The sequence below is a fragment of the Pseudomonas sp. OE 28.3 genome (genome assembly GCF_014268205.2).
Taxonomy (GTDB): Bacteria; Pseudomonadota; Gammaproteobacteria; order Pseudomonadales; family Pseudomonadaceae; genus Aquipseudomonas; species Aquipseudomonas edaphica.
This window is the reverse complement of record NZ_CP077082.1, coordinates 5,322,767-5,338,691: the sequence shown is the minus strand read 5'-3', so window position 1 is coordinate 5,338,691 and position 15,925 is coordinate 5,322,767. Positions and strand designations below refer to the sequence as shown.

General features: G+C 60.2%; 15 protein-coding genes. 12 read left to right on the top strand and 3 right to left on the bottom strand.

Annotation, left to right across the window (positions count from 1 at the left end; all coding sequences use genetic code 11):
- Positions 1-129: 129 nt before the first annotated feature.
- Both HU759_RS23945 and HU759_RS23940 read right to left on the bottom strand, forming a co-directional pair.
- Positions 130-732 carry a LysE/ArgO family amino acid transporter gene (locus HU759_RS23945; RefSeq protein ID WP_099550497.1) on the bottom strand — a complete coding sequence of 201 codons (603 nt, stop codon included), beginning with the start codon at positions 730-732 and terminating at the stop codon, positions 130-132.
- 5 nt (positions 733-737) lie between these two features.
- Positions 738-1,139 (bottom strand): ACT domain-containing protein, encoded by a 402-nt coding sequence (locus HU759_RS23940; RefSeq protein WP_017139178.1) that lies wholly within the window; start codon positions 1,137-1,139, stop codon positions 738-740.
- Between the two features lie 99 nt (positions 1,140-1,238).
- On the opposite strand from HU759_RS23940, the gene HU759_RS23935 reads away from it, so the two are divergent.
- The 10 genes from HU759_RS23935 (at position 1,239) to HU759_RS23890 (ending at position 12,539) form a co-directional block, all read left to right on the top strand.
- A complete protein-coding gene (locus HU759_RS23935; protein WP_017139179.1) occupies positions 1,239-2,132 on the top strand; it encodes a LysR family transcriptional regulator ArgP in 894 nt (297 codons plus the stop codon).
- A 52-nt stretch (positions 2,133-2,184) separates the two neighbouring features.
- Positions 2,185-3,183: an NAD(P)-dependent oxidoreductase gene (locus tag HU759_RS23930; protein ID WP_099550447.1), complete on the top strand. Its 999-nt coding sequence runs from the start codon at positions 2,185-2,187 to the stop codon at positions 3,181-3,183.
- A gap of 127 nt (positions 3,184-3,310) precedes the next feature.
- Positions 3,311-4,135, top strand: coding sequence for an ATPase (locus HU759_RS23925; RefSeq protein ID WP_186618148.1), 825 nt, complete (start codon positions 3,311-3,313; stop codon positions 4,133-4,135).
- A gap of 254 nt (positions 4,136-4,389) precedes the next feature.
- Positions 4,390-5,649, top strand: a complete 1,260-nt coding sequence (locus HU759_RS23920; protein ID WP_186618146.1) for an AGE family epimerase/isomerase — start codon at positions 4,390-4,392, stop codon at positions 5,647-5,649.
- 104 nt (positions 5,650-5,753) lie between these two features.
- Positions 5,754-7,040, top strand: a complete 1,287-nt coding sequence (locus HU759_RS23915; protein WP_017139182.1) for an ABC transporter substrate-binding protein — start codon at positions 5,754-5,756, stop codon at positions 7,038-7,040.
- Positions 7,041-7,132: 92 nt separating this feature from the next.
- Positions 7,133-8,041, top strand: coding sequence for a sugar ABC transporter permease (locus HU759_RS23910; protein WP_017139183.1), 909 nt, complete (start codon positions 7,133-7,135; stop codon positions 8,039-8,041).
- On the top strand, positions 8,034-8,879 hold the full coding sequence (locus HU759_RS23905; RefSeq protein WP_017139184.1) for a carbohydrate ABC transporter permease: 846 nt from the start codon (positions 8,034-8,036) through the stop codon (positions 8,877-8,879). Before HU759_RS23910 ends, HU759_RS23905 begins: the two co-directional genes overlap by 8 nt.
- Before the next feature lie 2 nt (positions 8,880-8,881).
- A complete protein-coding gene (gene ugpC, locus HU759_RS23900; protein ID WP_017139185.1) occupies positions 8,882-10,042 on the top strand; it encodes a sn-glycerol-3-phosphate ABC transporter ATP-binding protein UgpC in 1,161 nt (386 codons plus the stop codon).
- A gap of 86 nt (positions 10,043-10,128) precedes the next feature.
- Positions 10,129-11,475, top strand: a complete 1,347-nt coding sequence (locus HU759_RS23895; RefSeq protein WP_017139186.1) for a carbohydrate porin — start codon at positions 10,129-10,131, stop codon at positions 11,473-11,475.
- 218 nt (positions 11,476-11,693) lie between these two features.
- Entirely contained in the window at positions 11,694-12,539 is an 846-nt protein-coding gene (locus HU759_RS23890; RefSeq protein ID WP_017139187.1) for a D-hexose-6-phosphate mutarotase, read from the top strand.
- A 130-nt stretch (positions 12,540-12,669) separates the two neighbouring features.
- Here HU759_RS23890 and HU759_RS23885 read toward each other — a convergent pair whose 3' ends face one another.
- Positions 12,670-13,530: a MurR/RpiR family transcriptional regulator gene (locus HU759_RS23885; RefSeq protein WP_169985276.1), complete on the bottom strand. Its 861-nt coding sequence runs from the start codon at positions 13,528-13,530 to the stop codon at positions 12,670-12,672.
- 219 nt (positions 13,531-13,749) lie between these two features.
- Between HU759_RS23885 and zwf the strand changes: the two genes are divergently transcribed.
- Both zwf and pgl read left to right on the top strand, forming a co-directional pair.
- The gene (gene zwf, locus HU759_RS23880; protein WP_099550450.1) at positions 13,750-15,216 is read left to right on the top strand and encodes a glucose-6-phosphate dehydrogenase; all 1,467 of its coding nucleotides are present in this window, start codon (positions 13,750-13,752) and stop codon (positions 15,214-15,216) included.
- Positions 15,203-15,916: a 6-phosphogluconolactonase gene (gene pgl / locus HU759_RS23875; RefSeq protein ID WP_026013851.1), complete on the top strand. Its 714-nt coding sequence runs from the start codon at positions 15,203-15,205 to the stop codon at positions 15,914-15,916. Before zwf ends, pgl begins: the two co-directional genes overlap by 14 nt.
- Positions 15,917-15,925 lie beyond the last annotated feature (9 nt).

The following is a 15,925-nucleotide window of genomic DNA, read 5'->3' as shown; positions in this document are numbered from 1 at the left end:
ACGGGCGGCCAAACAAGCGCCGGGGAGTTTGTACTCTTTGCGGCGCAGGGTCCGGATCATAGCACCGGGGGTGCGGCAAAACCACGCAACAACTGTGTGGGATAGAGGTTCCAGAGCGTTTTGGAATATTCATCCGGCACTGATCAATTGGTAGGCCACGCTGAACATCATCACCGCGACCAGAAGGTCGAGCAGGCGCCAGGTCGCCGGGCGCGCCAGCCAAGGTGCCAACCACGCCGCGCCGAGTGCCAGGGTGGCGAACCACAGGAACGAGGCGCTGGCAGCGCCGGCCACATAGGCGCCGGGCTCGGTTTGTTGCGCGCCCAATGAGCCGATCAGCAGCACGGTGTCCAGGTACACATGGGGATTGAGCAGCGTTACTGCCAAGGCACTGAGCAACACGGCGCGCAATGAACGCACCTTGAGGTGTGCCCCCTGTTCCAGGCTTTGTCGGGAACACGCTCGACGCAACGCCAAGGTGCCGTACCACAGCAGGAATGCCGCACCACCCCAGCGGGCAATGGCCAGCAGCAGCGGGTTTTGCGCCAGCACGGTAGCCAGGCCAAATACCCCAAGTGCGACCAGAATTGCATCACACACGATGCACAGCGCCGCCACCGGCAAGTGATGTTCACGGCGCAGGCTTTGCGCCAATACAAACGCGTTCTGGGTGCCGATCGCCATGATCAGACCGAGAGCCACCAGCAGCCCGTTTACGTAGCTTTGCCACATAGCCATTACTCCGCGTTTGCTGCCAGTTGGCGCAATACATCCATGGCCCGCTCGGCATCGGCGCGGCCCACGAACAAGTGGTCGTGATAAAACCCGGCAATCACGTTGCAACTGATACCGGCGCTGCCCAGCGCACTGGCGAACGCCGCCGTCAGGCCCACGGCTTCAAGGGCCGAATGCACATTCAGGGTGATCCAGGCGGCCACATAGTCGAAGGCCAGCCCGGCGTGTTCCGCCTGCTCACGCTCCACAATCAGGGTCAAACCTTCCTGCTCGCGAAAGCTGCCGATGATCTCGCAACCTGCCGGGATACGTGAGTCGGGCAGAGTGCAGAACACGTAGTCGCCTTCGTTTAGATGAGGGCTCATGCTGCGCAGCAGGGTTGCCAGGGCGGTTTCGCCAGCCATGTGTGGATTCCTTTAATAAAGAGAAGCAATGCTGGTCATTCTCCCGGCCCACGCTGTATAAGAAAAACCAATATTGCTGATCGCTCATTAGAGAAACTGATGTTCGACTATAAATTGCTTTCCGCCCTGGCGGCGGTGGTGGAGCAGGCCGGCTTCGAGCGTGGCGCGCAGGTACTGGGGCTTTCTCAGTCAGCGATTTCCCAGCGCATCAAGTTACTGGAGGCGCGTATTGGCCAACCGGTGCTGGTGCGGGCCACGCCACCTACACCCACCGACATCGGGCGACGTTTGCTCAACCATGTGCAACAGGTGCGCTTGCTCGAGCGCGACCTGCAAAGCCAGGTGCCAGCGCTGGACGAGGAGGGCATGCCCGAGCGCCTGCGCATCGCCTTGAACGCCGACAGCCTCGCCACCTGGTGGGCCGAGGCCGTCAGCGACTTTTGCGCCGAGCAGCATTTGTTGCTGGACCTGGTGGTGGAAGACCAGACCGTGGGCCTCAAGCGCATGCGCGCCGGTGAAGTGGCGGCCTGTATCTGCGCCAGCGAACGCCCGGTGGCCGGGGCGCGCAGTCTGTTGCTCGGTGCCATGCGCTACCGTGCGTTGGCCAGCCCTGCATTTATAACGCGGCATTTTCCCGAGGGCGTGCGTGCCGATCAGTTGGCACGCACGCCGGCGCTGGTGTTCGGCCCGGACGATTTCCTGCAGCACCGCTACCTGGCATCGCTGGGCGTGGACGGCGGTTTCGAGCACCATTTGTGCCCGTCCTCCGAAGGTTTTATTCGCCTGACCGAAGCCGGACTGGGTTGGGGCCTGGTGCCGGAATTACAGGTGCGCGACCAGTTGCAAAGCGGCGCTTTAGTCGAGTTGTTGCCAGATAAGCCCATCGACGTGCCGTTGTACTGGCATCATTGGCGCAGTGGTGGGCAATTGTTGGGGCTGCTGACCGATCACTTGGCCCAGGCCTGTGGCCAATGGTTGGTGCCGTTGGACTGATGGCGTGCGTCAAGGCAACAGCGATGAAAAACGAAAGAGCATGGGGTAACAAATGAAAATTCTGGTCACCGGCGCAAGCGGCTTCATCGGCGGGCGTTTTGCGCGTTTCGCCCTGGAGCAGGGCCTGGACGTGCGGGTCAACGGGCGGCGCGCCGAAGGTGTGGAGCACCTGGTAAGGCGCGGCGCCGAGTTTATCCAGGGTGATCTCAATGATGCCGACCTGGTGCGCGAGCTGTGCCGCGATGTCGAAGCCGTGGTGCATTGCGCCGGCGCCGTCGGGTTGTGGGGCAAGTACCAGGACTTCCACCAGGGCAATGTGCTGGTCACCGAAAACGTCGTCGAGGCCTGCCTCAAGGAGCGTGTCGGGCGCCTGGTGCACTTGTCGTCGCCGTCGATCTACTTTGATGGCCGCGACCACCTGGGGCTGACCGAGGAGCAAGTGCCAAAGCGCTTCAAGCATCCCTACGCCGCCACCAAATACCTGGCGGAGCAGAAGGTGTTTGGCGCCCAGGAATTCGGCCTCGAAGTACTTGCGCTGCGCCCGCGTTTTGTCACCGGGGCCGGCGACATGAGCATCTTCCCGCGCCTGCTTAAAATGCAGCGCAAGAACCGCCTGGCTATCGTCGGTGATGGTTTGAACAAGGTCGACTTCACCAGTGTGCACAACCTCAATGAGGCACTGCTCAGCAGCTTGCTCGCCACCGGCTCGGCGTTGGGCAAGGCCTACAACATCAGTAATGGCGCGCCGGTGCCAGTGTGGGATGTGGTCAATTATGTAATGCGCCAGATGGACATGCCCCAGGTCACCCGGTATCGGTCGTACGGTTTGTCCTACAGCGTGGCGGCGTTGAACGAGGCATTCTGCGCAATGTGGCCGGGCCGCCCGGAGCCGTCGTTGTCGCGCCTGGGCATGCAGGTCATGAACAAAGATTTCACCCTGGACATCAGCCGTGCCAGGCATTATCTCGACTACGAGCCCAAGGTCAGCCTGTGGACGGCGCTCGATGAGTTCTGCAGTTGGTGGAAAGCTCAGGAGCCGGGGCTGAAATAAGCTCACAACCAGCAACACATCGGGAACCGAATTCAGGCTTCCGGGTCGATCAATGCGGCGCCAACGGGGTTTATACTCCGCTCGCTCGGCTTTTCCGGTCGCCATCTCACCGATTCAGGGTTGATTCATGCGTAACGATGCCAAAGACGATTTCGACAACGTTCCCAGCCTGCGGGCTGACATCGGGGACGATGATGATTTCGAGCCGACTCCCGCCACCTCCGTGCGCTCGCGCACAACCAAGGTGGTCAAGGTCAAGAGCGCCAGCACCGGCCCCCTGTGGGCCTTGGTCGGCGCGCTGCTGATCGCCTTCGCCGGCCTTGCCTGGTGGAGCTTCCAGCAGATTTCCCTGATGGGCCAGCAGTTGGTCGCCACCCAGGAAAGCTTTGCACGCATCAGTGAAGAAGCGGCGGGGCGCCTGCAAGACATTTCCGGCAAGGTGGTGGCCAGCGAGGCCAACGTCAACAACGGCAGCGAAGCCCTCAAGTTGCAGATCAAGCAGTTGGAAACCCAATTGCTGGAGCAAGGCAAGCAGCAAGTCGGCGTGGCCGGGCAGGCAACTGAACTCGACCAGCGCCTGGCACAGATGAGTGCCAGCACCACTGAACTGTCGAGCGCGAATGCGAAGCTGCAAGGCCAGGTGCAGGCGCTGACCGATGCCGTGGCCACACTTAAGGCGGCGCAGGGTGAGGTCAAGGATCTGTCCGCTGACGTGGCAGCCCTTAAAAAGCAAGGCAACCCAAGCGCGGCCATCGCCCGCCTGGAACAGGACCTGGTGGTGCTCAAAAGCGCGCAGGAGAACCAGCCCGCCAATACTGATGCGCCAACCAATAAAGAGTTTGACGTGTTCCGCATCCAGACCACGCGCAACATCACCACGTTGCAGAGCCAGGTGCAGAACCTTAACCAACAGCTCAACGCGCCAGCGCGGGTCACCCCACTGGGCCAATAACCCAATGATCGTTCCCACGCTCTGCGTGGGAATGCCGCCATGGACGCTCCGCGTCCCGCTGCCGGGTTGTGCAGGGGTGGCGCAGAGCGCCACGGGCTGCATTCCCACGCGGAGCGTGGGAACGATCGACGGGCTCTGCGTGGGAACGATCAAATGTCACCAGGTGGTGACATTTCCCATCCCCTTCGTTACTTGCCCTCGTCTCGCCCTTGTTTAGACTCCGGTCATCCCATAAAAAATAAAAAGGGCTACCCATGACCATGCAACCACTGCCTGCCAGCAGTTGGCTGAACGCACCTGCCCATCACGCCTGGCTCGCCAGCGAAGGCCAACGCCTGCTGGCGTTCGCCAAAGCCTCACGTCTGCCAGACGGCTTCGGCAACCTTGACGGCAACGGCCAACTGCCGGCCGACGCCCACGCCGAAACCATGAACACGGCGCGCATGACCCACAGCTTTGCCATGGCCCATGCCATGGGGGTGCCGGGTTATGCCGACCTGGTTGCCCATGGCGTTGCCGCCCTCAGTGGCCCCTTGCGCGATAGCGAACACGGCGGCTGGTTCGCCGCGCCCAACGCCTTGGATGGCAACCGTGGCAAAGCCGCTTACCTGCACGCGTTCGTTGCCCTGGCTGCCAGCTCTGCCGTAGTGGCCGGCGCACCCGGTGCGCAGAACCTGCTCAACGACGCTGTGCATATCATCGACCAGTTCTTCTGGAGCGAGGAGGAGGGCGTGATGCTCGAGTCCTTCACCCAGGACTGGAGCGGCGTCGAAGCCTATCGCGGCGCCAACAGCAACATGCACGCCACCGAAGCCTTCCTGGCACTGGCCGATGTCACCGGTGAAACACGCTGGCTGGACCGCGCGCTGCGCATTGTCGAGCGAGTTATCCACACTCACGCTGCCGGCAACCAGTTCATGGTGATCGAGCATTTCGACACGCACTGGCAACCCTTGCTCGGCTACAACGAAGACAACCCTGCCGATGGCTTCCGCCCGTATGGCATCACCCCCGGCCACGGTTTCGAATGGGCACGTTTGGTGCTGCACCTGGAAGCCGCACGCCTGCAAGCCGGGCTGGCCACGCCGGACTGGCTGGTGAGCGACGCCCGCGGCCTGTTCGCCAGCGCCTGCGAATACGCCTGGGCCGTGGACGGCGCTCCCGGCATCGTCTACACCCTGGACTGGAAGCACCAGCCAGTGGTGCGCGAGCGCCTGCACTGGACCCACGCCGAAGCCAGCGCGGCGGCCCAGGCTTTGCTCAAACGCACCGGCGAGCTGCATTACGAAACCTGGTATCGGCGCTTTTGGGAGTTCTGCGAAAGCCACTTTATCGACCGTATCAACGGCAGCTGGCACCACGAACTCAGCCCGCACAACCAGCCCAGCAGCAAGATCTGGGGTGGCAAGCCGGACCTGTACCATGCCTGGCAAGCGGTCGTACTGCCTGCACTACCCTTGTCACCGAGTATGACCAGCGCATTGGGCCAAGGATGTTATGTCACCAAGTGGTGACATTTGTGCGTCCCTTTGTTACCTGCGCGCTAAAAATCCATGTTTAAACTCCGTGCAGCGCAAGCTCTAGACTTGCATGCATAACAACAAGAAAAGGTATTCAGATGAACGCGATTAATCGCCTCGCCGTTGCTATTTCCATTGCCTCGTTGTTTCCCCTCAGTGCATTTGCCGCCGACTCGAAAGGGACGGTTGAAGTTGTGCATTGGTGGACCTCAGGCGGTGAAAAAGCAGCAGTAGACGTACTGAAGGCTCAAGTTGAGAAAGATGGCTTCGTCTGGAAAGACGGCGCCGTAGCCGGTGGCGGTGGCGCCACTGCAATGACTGTGCTGAAAAGCCGCGCAGTCGCTGGCAACCCGCCAGGCGTTGCCCAGATCAAAGGCCCGGACATTCAGGAATGGGCGTCCACTGGCTTGCTCGACACCGACGTGCTTAAAGACGTCGCCAAAGAAGAAAAGTGGGACTCGCTGCTCGACAAGAAAGTCTCCGATACCGTGAAGTACGAAGGTAACTATGTTGCCGTGCCGGTCAATATTCACCGCGTAAACTGGCTGTGGATCAACCCGGAAGTCTTCAAGAAAGCCGGTATCACCAAGAACCCGACCACCCTCGAAGAATTCTACGCAGCCGGCGACAAGCTCAAGGCCGCAGGCTTCATCCCGCTCGCCCACGGTGGCCAGCCTTGGCAGGACAGCACCGTATTTGAAGCGGTCGTACTGTCGGTGATGGGTGCCGACGGCTACAAGAAAGCCCTGGTTGACCTGGATAACGACGCGCTGACCGGCCCGCAAATGGTCAAGGCCCTGACTGAGCTTAAAAAGGTCGCGACCTATATGGACGTCGACGGCAAAGGCCAGGACTGGAACCTGGAAGCCGGCAAAGTCATCAACGGCAAGGCCGGCATGCAGATCATGGGTGACTGGGCCAAGTCCGAGTGGACTGCCGCCAAGAAAGTCGCCGGCAAAGACTACGAGTGCGTAGCTTTCCCAGGTACCGACAAAGCCTTTACCTACAACATCGACTCCCTGGCGGTGTTCAAAGTTAAAGACAAGGGCACTCAGGAAGGTCAGAAGGACATCGCCAAAGTGGTACTGGGTGAAAACTTCCAGAAAGTCTTCAGCATCAACAAAGGCTCGATCCCGGTTCGTACCGACATGCTCAATGAAATGGACAAGCTCGGTTTCGACTCCTGCGCCCAGACCGCTGCCAAGGACTTCCTTGCCGACGCCAAGACCGGTGGCCTGCAGCCAAGTATGGCCCACAACATGGCCACTACCCTGGCGGTACAAGGTGCGTTCTTTGATGTCGTGACCAACTACATCAACGACCCGAAAGCCGACCCGGCCGACACCGCCAAGAAACTCGGCGCTGCGATCAAGTCTGCCAAGTAACGGTTAGCACGGCTGGTCCTTGTGAGGGGAAACCCCCTGACCCCTCACAAGGCTTGCTCCTGTAGTCCTTTTTCCCTGTACTGGATTTTCCCATGAGTTCTGTTGCTGTGTTCAGCAAGGCCTCGCCGTTCGATGCGCTGCAGCGCTGGCTCCCTAAGCTGGTGCTGGCGCCGAGCATGTTCATCGTGCTGGTGGGCTTCTACGGCTACATCCTGTGGACATTCGTGCTGTCGTTCACCACGTCCACGTTCCTGCCCAGCTACAAATGGGCTGGTCTTGCACAATACGCGCGGTTGTTCGACAACGACCGTTGGTGGGTGGCGAGCAAGAACCTGGCGCTGTTCGGCGGGATGTTTATCGGCATCACCTTGGTGATCGGCGTGACACTGGCGATTTTCCTCGACCAGAAAATCCGCCGCGAAGGCTTTATCCGCACCATTTACCTGTACCCGATGGCGCTCTCGATGATCGTGACCGGTACGGCCTGGAAATGGCTGCTCAACCCGGGCATGGGCCTGGACAAACTTCTGCGTGACTGGGGCTGGGAAGGCTTCCGTCTCGACTGGCTGATCGACCCCGACCGCGTGGTGTACTGCCTGGTGATTGCCGCCGTGTGGCAAGCCTCGGGCTTCATCATGGCGATGTTCCTGGCCGGCCTGCGTGGCGTTGATCAGTCGATCGTGCGCGCCGCGCAAATCGATGGCGCCAGCCTGCCGCGCATCTACTGGAGCGTGGTGCTGCCAAGCCTGCGCCCGGTGTTCTTCAGTGCGGTGATGATCCTCGCGCACATCGCGATCAAGAGCTTCGACCTGGTAGCGGCCATGACCGCCGGCGGCCCGGGCTACTCGTCCGACCTGCCTGCGATGTTCATGTACTCGTTCACCTTCAGCCGTGGCCAGATGGGCATGGGCTCGGCCAGTGCAATCCTGATGCTCGGCGCGATCCTCGCGATCATCGTGCCTTACCTGTATTCCGAGCTGAGGACCAAGCGCAATGACTAGTCTCGCCTCCAAACCTGCCATCAGCCTGAGTCGCATCGCGATCTACGCGGTGCTGATCCTCGCCGTGCTGCTGTACCTGGTGCCGCTGGTGGTGATGCTGCTGACCAGCTTCAAAACCCCCGAAGACATCAGTACCGGCAACCTGCTGAGCTGGCCGACCGTCGTGACCGGCATCGGCTGGGTCAAGGCCTGGGCCACCGTTGACGGTTACTTCTGGAACTCGATCAAGATCACCGTTCCGGCGGTACTGATCTCCACCGCCATCGGCGCGTTGAACGGCTATGTGCTGTCGTTCTGGCGCTTCAAAGGTTCGCAGCTGTTCTTCGGCTTGCTGCTGTTCGGCTGCTTCCTGCCGTTCCAGACCGTGCTGCTGCCGGCCTCGTTCACCCTCGGCAAGATGGGCCTGGCCAGTACCACCACGGGCCTGGTGTTTGTGCACGTGGTCTACGGGTTGGCGTTTACTACGCTGTTCTTCCGTAATTACTACGTGAGCATTCCGGATGCTCTGATCAAGGCGGCGCGACTGGACGGTGCAGGTTTCTTCACCATCTTCCGGCTGATCATTCTGCCGATGTCGACGCCGATCATCATGGTCTGCCTGATCTGGCAGTTCACCCAGATCTGGAACGACTTCCTGTTTGGCGTGGTGTTCTCCAGCGGCGACTCGCAGCCCATTACGGTGGCGCTGAACAACCTGGTCAACACCAGCACCGGGGCCAAGGAATATAACGTGGATATGGCGGCGGCGATGATCGCCGGGCTGCCGACCCTGCTGGTCTATGTGATCGCAGGCAAGTATTTCGTGCGCGGCCTCACGGCCGGCGCGGTCAAGGGGTAATCATGGCTACGCTCGAACTTCGCAATGTAAACAAGACCTATGGCGCCGGCCTGCCCGACACCTTGAAGAACATCGAACTGTCGATCAAAGAGGGTGAGTTCCTGATTCTGGTCGGCCCTTCGGGGTGCGGTAAATCCACGCTGATGAACTGCATCGCCGGCCTTGAGACCATCACCGGCGGCGCGATCATGATCGGCGACCAGGACGTGAGCGGCATGAGCCCCAAGGACCGTGACATCGCCATGGTGTTTCAATCCTACGCGCTGTACCCGACCATGAGCGTGCGCGAGAACATCGAGTTCGGTCTCAAGATCCGCAAGATGCCCCAGGCGGATATTGACGCCGAAGTGGCGCGCGTGGCCAAGCTGCTGCAGATCGAGCACCTGCTTAACCGCAAGCCAGGTCAGTTGTCCGGTGGCCAGCAACAGCGTGTGGCCATGGGCCGCGCCCTGGCACGTCGGCCGAAGATCTACCTGTTCGACGAACCGCTGTCCAACCTCGACGCCAAGCTGCGTGTCGAGATGCGCACCGAAATGAAACTGATGCACCAGCGCCTGAAAACCACCACCGTATACGTCACCCACGACCAGATCGAAGCAATGACCCTGGGCGATAAAGTGGCGGTGATGAAGGACGGCATCATTCAACAATTTGGCACGCCGAAAGAAATCTATAACGACCCGGCCAACCTGTTTGTGGCAAGCTTTATCGGTTCACCTCCAATGAACTTCATACCTTTGCGCCTGCAACGCAAGGACGGTCGCCTGGTGGCACTGCTCGACAGCGGCCAGGCCCGTTGCGAGCTGCCGCTGGGTATGAGTGATGCTGGGCTTGAAGATCGCGATGTGATCCTGGGTCTGCGCCCGGAGCAAATTGTTCTGGCCACGGGTGAAGCGAATGGGTCGTCGAGCATTCGTGCCGAAGTCCAGGTCACTGAGCCGACCGGTCCGGACACGTTGGTGTTTGTGCAACTCAACGACACCAAAGTCTGCTGCCGCCTCGCGCCGGACGTTGCACCGCAGGTCGGTGAGACCCTGACCCTGCAATTCGACCCGGCCAAGGTATTGCTGTTCGACGCCAAAACCGGCGAACGCTTGGGCACTGCTGCCTCATTGCCTGCACACGGGCATGCCGACAACGTGGCCCAATTCAAAGGCCGCTGAAGCAGATAACTTGTTGTTTTGGTTAAAAAAAAGTAACCCGCGTTAGATAAAAACAGTTAAATAACAATAAAGACGAGGATGTAGGGATGAAAAAGCAACACAACAACACTCGGCTGATCTGCCAACTGTCAGCAGCAGCAGCCCTGGTATTGTCCGCCAATGCGATGGCGGCCGATGCATTCAGCGCCGATTCCAAGTGGATGACCGGCGATTGGGGTGGCGAGCGTACCAAGCTGATCGAGCAAGGTATCGACATCAAGGCTGACTACGTAGGGGAAATGGGCGCCAACCTGCACGGCGGCTATAACGACGACAAGACCGGCCGTTACTCCGACCAGTTCGGGTTGGGCGTAGCGCTCGATCTGCAAAAGCTGTGGGGCTGGGACAACACCCAGGCCAAGATCCAGTTGACCAACCGTAATGGCCAAAACATCTCCAACGACCGTATCGGTGACCCGCGTGCCGGCACGCTGAGTTCGTCGATGGAAGTCTATGGTCGTGGCCACATGGTGCGTCTGACCCAGTTCTGGATTCAGCACCAGATGTTCGATAACAAGCTGGACGTGAAACTCGGTTACTTCGGTGAAGGCGAAGACTTCAACACCTTCCCATGCGACTTCCAGAACCTGTCGTTCTGTGGCTCGCAGGTGGGTAACTATGTAAACACCTGGTACAACTGGCCGGTCGCCCAGGCCGCTATCCGCGTGAAGTACAACATCACGCCTGAGCTGTATGCGCAGATCGGTGCGTACAACCAGAACCCGTCGCAGCTTGAGCACGGCAATGGCTTCAAGCTCAGCGGCAGCGGCACCAAGGGCACCGTGATTCCGGTGGAGTTGGTCTGGTCGCCGAAGGTCAATGGCCTGCCGGGCGAATACCGCGTGGGTTACTACAAGAGCGCCGCGGATGCCAGCGACGTACGTGAAGACGTTAACGGCAACGATGCCGCCACCTCAGGCTTGGCTTACCGTACCCGTAGCAGCAAAAGCGGCTATTGGGGCGTTGTGCAGCAGCAACTTACCACCCATAACGGCGACGCGTCGCGCGGCCTGAACATCGCGGCCAACGCCACCTTCCACGACAAGGACACCAACCTCGTCGACAACTATCAGTCGTTGATGCTGGTCTACAAAGGCCCGTTCGATGCGCGTCCAAAAGATGACGTCGGTATCGGTTTCTCCCGCATCCATGTCAACCAGGACGTGAGGAAAAACGCAGAGTTGCTGAACGCAGCCGGTGGTTTCACCGACTACGATCAGGTGGGCTACGCGCCGCTGCGTGACACCGAGTACAACACTGAAATCAACTACGGCTTCCACGTCACCAACTGGCTGACCGTGCGTCCTAACCTGCAATACGTTACCCACCCAGGTGGCGTCGATAAAGTCGACAACGCGTTGGTAGCGGGCCTGAAAATTCAGTCTACGTTCTAACGCTGTTGCGATAAGCTCCTTCTCTCTGTGCGCATTTTGCGGGTAGCCATGGCTACCCGCTTTTTTTGGGGCGCGCTGCACTACCCATGTGGGAGCTGGCTTGCCTGCGATGCAAACGACGCGGTCTGCCTGGATGGCCGAGGCGATGCCATCGCAGGCAAGCCAGCTCCCACAGGGTAACCAAGCTTGAGCAACCATGAACTCCAGGACCGTGGCACATGCATGAGCATCCGCTGCAACGCTTTTTCAAATCCCTGCGTGAACAACCGGTGTTCGCCTGGGAGCGCTTTCAGATGCGCGATGTATTGGTGATCGACCATCCGCTGTGCCAGGCGGTGTTCAGCCGCCAGGGTGCGCAATTGCTGCACTTTCAGCCCACAGGCCAGAAACCCTGGCTGTGGTGCGCAGCCAAGTGGCCACAAGTCGGCGCCATCCGTGGTGGCGTGCCGGTGTGCTGGCCCTGGTATGGGCGCCATCCGAGCGAAAACGCCTGGCCGTCCCATGGCTGGGCGCGGCTGATCGACTGGAAACTGCTCGACAGCAGCACCGACGACGACGGCGTGCGCCTGCACTGGCAATTGCAGCTGTGCGACTGGCAGGTCGACCTGCACGCGCACCTGGGCGAAACCCTTGAGTTGCGCTTGAGCACCGAGCACCAGGACGAATTGCCGTGCCAGCTGAGCCATGCGTTGCACGCTTATTGGCGTATTGGTCACGTCGACGAGATAGCGCTGTCTGGGCTTGACGGTGCTCAAGGTTATGACCAGCTCAGTCGCCAGGTTTGCCAGCAGGAAGGCGAGCTAAGGGTGGATGGTGGATGCCAGCGGGTGTTCCAGCATGAGGGTGAACTGCAGCTCAAGGACCACGCCTGGCAACGTGAGCTGTGCATCGACACCGGCGACAGCGCTGACACCGTGGTGTGGCATCCAGGCAGCCGGCCGTTGTTGGGCGTGAGCTTTAACGAGGCGTCGGGGTTTGTGTGTGTGGAGTCGGCGATGGCGGCAGCCAGTCTGGCGCCGGGGGAGCGGGCGCACCTGAGTTTGCAGGCGCGGGCCGGGGTTTAGTGGTGGAGCTTATGGCGCTATCGCAGGCAAGCCAGCTCCCACAGGGGAATGCATTCCAAATGGGCAGCTCGGTTCACTGTGGGAGCTGGCTTGCCTGCGATAGGGTCGGTACTGCTGGTGGAGATTGCTGCTAGTTAAACTCATCCCCCACCGGATACCGGCTGTCATTCAAGCTCTCTTTGATCTTGCGCAGATGCGGCTGGAAATCCACCCCACGGCGCAAGGTCATGCCGGTTGCCAGCACGTCCAGCACCGTTAGCTGAATGATCCGCGACGTCATCGGCATGTAGATGTCGGTGTCTTCCGGCAGCGGGATGTTCAGGCTCACGGTACTGGCCTTGGCCAACGGCGAATTCTCGGCAGTTACGCCCAGCACCGACGCGCCGTTTTCCCGGGCGATACGCGCCACTTCCACCAGCTCCCGGGTGCGCCCGGTGTAGGAAATGATCACAAACAGCTCGCCCGTATGCGCCACAGACGCGATCATGCGTTGCATCAGCACGTCGGCATGGGCGGTCACGGCCAGGTTGAAACGGAAGAACTTGTGCAGCGCATCCATGGCCACCGGTGCCGAAGCGCCCAGGCCAAAGAAGTGGATCTGCCGCGCCTGGATCAACAAATCCACGGCCTTGCTGATCAGCGCCGGGTCGAGGGCCTGGCAGGCGCTGTCCAGAGAGGCAATGGCGCTGCCAAAGATCTTCTGGGTGTAGGCCTCAGGGTTATCATCGGCCTCCACGGCGCGGCTGACATAGGCCGCACCACTGGCCAGACTTTGCGCCAGCTGCAATTTAAGTTCAGGGTAACCGCTGACGCCGAACGAACGGCAGAAACGGTTGACCGTCGGTTCACTGACCGAAGCGGCTTGGGCGAGGGCGGCGATCGAGAAGCGGGTTGCCTGCTGTGGGTTTTGCAGGATGACCTCGGCGACTTTTTTCTCGGCCTTGTTCAATTCTTCGAGGCGGTTCCGGATCTGTTCCAGAAGATTTCGCACGCGGTCCATTCAGTCTTTCCTTCGGGCGACGATGCAAATAAAGGGCGGTAACCCATCGACGAGTGGCCCTTTGCGGTGGCCTATCCTACTGAGGGTAGCTGAACACCACCACTCGGAATGCGTATTTCGGGAAAATGTTGTGGTTATTACTACATTTTTCCTTGAGTGATGCCTTGAAAAAAGGTATTTGTAGCTTAACTTGATAAAAGAACAAACATCATGCCTTCGATAACCGTAGAACCCTGCACCTTTGCCCTGTTTGGCGCCTTGGGTGATCTGGCGCTGCGCAAGTTATTTCCTGCCCTCTACCAACTCGATGGCGCCGGGCTGCTGCACGACGATACGCGCATCCTGGGCCTGGCCCGTGAAGCCGGTTCCGAGCAGGAGCACCTGGCCCATATCGAAAAAGAACTGCGTAACTACGTCGGCAAGGAACTCGACGAAGCTGTGGCCGCGCGCTTCCTGGCGCGTCTGGCCTACGTGCACGTCGACTTCATGAAAGCCGATGACTACGTCGCTCTGGCCGAAAAAGTCGGCAGCGACCAACGCCTGATCGCCTATTTCGCCACCCCGGCGGCGGTGTATGGCGCGATCTGCGAGAACCTCGCCAAGGTCGGCCTGGCGGACAACACCCGCGTGGTGCTGGAAAAACCCATCGGTTCGGACCTGGAATCCTCGCGCAAGGTCAACGACGCCGTGGCGCAGTTTTTCCCGGAAAACCGCACCTACCGCATCGACCACTACCTGGGCAAAGAAACCGTACAGAACCTGATTGCGCTGCGTTTCGCCAACAGCCTGTTCGAAACCCAGTGGAACCAGCACTACATTTCCCACGTGGAAATCACCGTGGCCGAGCAGGTCGGTATCGAAGGCCGTTGGGGTTACTTCGACAAGGCCGGCCAACTGCGTGACATGATCCAGAATCACTTGCTGCAGCTGCTGTGCCTGATCGCCATGGACCCACCGGCCGACCTGTCCGCCGACAGCATCCGTGACGAGAAGGTCAAGGTGCTCAAGGCCCTGGCGCCGATCAGCCCGGAAGGCCTGACCACCCAAGTGGTGCGCGGCCAGTACATCGCCGGCTACAGCGCCGGCAAGCCGGTGCCGGGCTACCTGGAAGAAGAGAACTCCAACACCCAGAGCGACACCGAGACGTTCGTCGCCCTGCGTGCCGATATCCGCAACTGGCGTTGGGCTGGCGTGCCGTTCTACCTGCGTACTGGCAAACGCATGCCGCAAAAGCTGTCGCAGATCGTCATTCACTTCAAGGAACCGTCCCACTATATCTTCGCCCCCGAGCAGCGCCTGCAGATCAGCAACAAACTGATCATCCGCCTGCAGCCGGACGAAGGTATTTCCTTGCGCGTGATGACCAAAGAGCAAGGCCTGGACAAGGGCATGCAACTGCGCAGCGGCCCGCTGCAACTGAATTTTTCCGACACCTATCGCAGCGCACGGATTCCCGATGCCTACGAGCGGCTGTTGCTGGAAGTAATGCGCGGCAATCAGAACCTGTTTGTTCGCAAAGATGAAATCGAAGCCGCGTGGAAGTGGTGTGACCAGTTGATCGCCGGGTGGAAAAAATCCGGTGATGCACCCAAGCCGTATGCGGCGGGGTCCTGGGGGCCGATGAGCTCAATTGCACTGATCACGCGGGATGGGAGGTCGTGGTATGGCGATATCTGAATTGAAACTGCCTCAGGGCGTGACAGCCCATGAGTACCGCACGCCGGTGTTGCTGGCCGATGGCCTGGCCACTGACGTGGCCGAGCAACTGCGCGCGGCCATCAGTGCCCGTGGCGAAGCGACCCTGGTCGTGTCCGGTGGCCGAAGCCCCGTGGCGTTTTTTCAGAACCTGGCCAAACAAGGCCTGGACTGGTCCAAGGTCACCATCACCCTGGCCGACGAGCGCTGGGTGCCGGTGGAACATGCCGACAGCAATGCCGGCCTGTTGAAAAAGTATTTGCTCCAGGGCCCGGCGGCCAAGGCCAAGTTCCTCAGCCTGTACAACGTTGCCGCGAACCTGGAAGACGCCGCCGAACTGGCCGATCGCCAGTTGGCAGAGCTACCCGCGATCGATGTGCTGGTACTCGGCATGGGCGATGACGGCCACACCGCATCGCTGTTCCCCAACAGCCCCAACCTGGGCGAGGCGCTCAAGCCTGACGGCACGCGCCGTTGCTGGCCGATGCTGGCGCCGACTGTGCCGCACCAGCGCCTGACCATGAGTCGCGCGCTGCTGGCCACGGCCCATTACACCGTGCTGTCGATTTCCGGCAGTTCGAAATTGACCACCTTGAGCGCCGCGCTGGCCAGTGACGACGTTGCTGCCATGCCGATTCGCGCGTTTTTGCAACCTACTTTAGAGATTTACTGGTGCCCATGAGCCAAGGAT

Excerpts from the sequence above, each read along its gene's own strand:
- HU759_RS23945 (WP_099550497.1), bottom strand. The coding sequence starts at position 732 with ATGTGGCAAAGCTACGTAAACGGGCTGCTGGTGGCTCTCGGTCTGATC.
- HU759_RS23940 (WP_017139178.1), bottom strand. The coding sequence starts at position 1,139 with ATGGCTGGCGAAACCGCCCTGGCAACCCTGCTGCGCAGCATGAGCCCT.
- HU759_RS23935 (WP_017139179.1), top strand. The coding sequence starts at position 1,239 with ATGTTCGACTATAAATTGCTTTCCGCCCTGGCGGCGGTGGTGGAGCAG.
- HU759_RS23930 (WP_099550447.1), top strand. The coding sequence starts at position 2,185 with ATGAAAATTCTGGTCACCGGCGCAAGCGGCTTCATCGGCGGGCGTTTT.
- HU759_RS23925 (WP_186618148.1), top strand. The coding sequence starts at position 3,311 with ATGCGTAACGATGCCAAAGACGATTTCGACAACGTTCCCAGCCTGCGG.
- HU759_RS23920 (WP_186618146.1), top strand. The coding sequence starts at position 4,390 with ATGACCATGCAACCACTGCCTGCCAGCAGTTGGCTGAACGCACCTGCC.
- HU759_RS23915 (WP_017139182.1), top strand. The coding sequence starts at position 5,754 with ATGAACGCGATTAATCGCCTCGCCGTTGCTATTTCCATTGCCTCGTTG.
- HU759_RS23910 (WP_017139183.1), top strand. The coding sequence starts at position 7,133 with ATGAGTTCTGTTGCTGTGTTCAGCAAGGCCTCGCCGTTCGATGCGCTG.
- HU759_RS23905 (WP_017139184.1), top strand. The coding sequence starts at position 8,034 with ATGACTAGTCTCGCCTCCAAACCTGCCATCAGCCTGAGTCGCATCGCG.
- ugpC (WP_017139185.1), top strand. The coding sequence starts at position 8,882 with ATGGCTACGCTCGAACTTCGCAATGTAAACAAGACCTATGGCGCCGGC.
- HU759_RS23895 (WP_017139186.1), top strand. The coding sequence starts at position 10,129 with ATGAAAAAGCAACACAACAACACTCGGCTGATCTGCCAACTGTCAGCA.
- HU759_RS23890 (WP_017139187.1), top strand. The coding sequence starts at position 11,694 with ATGCATGAGCATCCGCTGCAACGCTTTTTCAAATCCCTGCGTGAACAA.
- zwf (WP_099550450.1), top strand. The coding sequence starts at position 13,750 with ATGCCTTCGATAACCGTAGAACCCTGCACCTTTGCCCTGTTTGGCGCC.
- pgl (WP_026013851.1), top strand. The coding sequence starts at position 15,203 with ATGGCGATATCTGAATTGAAACTGCCTCAGGGCGTGACAGCCCATGAG.